Origin of the sequence: Dyella sp. ASV21 (assembly GCF_016428975.1) — a bacterium.
Taxonomy (GTDB): domain Bacteria; phylum Pseudomonadota; class Gammaproteobacteria; order Xanthomonadales; family Rhodanobacteraceae; genus Dyella.
The window spans coordinates 1-1,197 of sequence record NZ_JAELTT010000156.1 but is presented as its reverse complement, the minus strand read 5'-3'; the positions used below and the strand labels follow the sequence as shown (position 1 = coordinate 1,197).

Genomic DNA, 1,197 nt, shown 5'->3' with positions numbered 1-1,197 from the left:
CCAACGATGACCTTGCGCCGGGATTGATCCGGCAGACGTCCAACCGCACGACCGCGCACAGTTTGGCGCTTCGTCACGGTCGCGCGGAAGGCTGCTCATGCCCCAACAGTCCGATATCAGCTTTGCCTTTCACGGTCCCGATGGGCTGGCCGCCGATGTGGTGTCGTTTGAGCTTACGGAAGGCCTCAGTGAGCTGTTCAAACTGGACTTGGAACTATCCAGTAGCGACCCGGAGTGGCCTTTCCAGAGCCTGCTGGATCAGCAGGCGCTCTTCAGCATTCTTCACGACGGCGAGGTGGTTCGTCGCGTGCATGGTGTGGTGTCTGCCGTCACCTGCGTGGGGCAGGGCTTTCGCCGAGGGCGCTACCGCTTAGTGATGGAGCCGTTGCTTGCCCGCGCCGCGTTGCGCGCGGACTGGCGCATCTATCAGCATCTCACGCTGCCCCAGGTGATCCAGGAAGCGTTGCAGCGTTCTGGCATCACGGACGCCGAGCTGATCCTCACCAAGGATCACGCCACCCATCCATTCGTCATGCAGCCCGGCGAGTCCGACCTGGACTTCATCCATCGCCAGGCGGCGCAAGCGGGGCTGTACTACACGTTCGCGCACAGCGAGACAGGGCACCGCCTGATGCTGGGTGACCGGGTGTACTCGCATGGCGTGGTCGAGGGTGGGGCCGTGTGTTTCGTGGCGCAGCGGGCAGGCGATGACGATACGCCGTGTCTGTGGTCCTTCGAGTACACCGAGCAGGTGCGCACGGCATACGTAACGCAAAGGGACTACAGCCAGAATCACCCGGTCTACGACCACGAGAGCAAGCAACGGGCACACGGCCTGGTGCATCAGTCGCCGGACTACGAGGTGTATCGCTACCCGGGTCGCTATCCGGGCGCCACCGACACGACCGGCAAGCACTACACCGACACGCACCTGATGGCCCTGCGTGCCGATGCCTGTGTCATGGCGGCAGAAGGCTGCGACCCCCGCCTGCAACCGGGCTGGGCGTTCGAGCTGGAGGGGCATCCGCGCGAAAGCTGGAACCGTGGCTATCGCGTACGTCGCCTGGTGCACCGGGGCGCGCAGATCACTAGCGTGGAAGAGGAAAGCGCCGACGCCGTGGAAGGTACCTACTACCGCTACCGCGCCGAACTGCTGCCCGACACCGTGGAATGGAAACCGCCCCACCGCATCAAGCC

At 64.2% G+C, this 1,197-nt stretch carries 1 protein-coding gene; it reads left to right on the top strand.

The genetic code is table 11. The features are described 5' to 3' along the window. Positions 1-97 precede the first annotated feature (97 nt). Positions 98-1,197: type VI secretion system tip protein TssI/VgrG (tssI, locus tag JHD67_RS21370; protein ID WP_199101155.1), on the top strand; the 1,100-nt coding region annotated here is incomplete at its 3' end.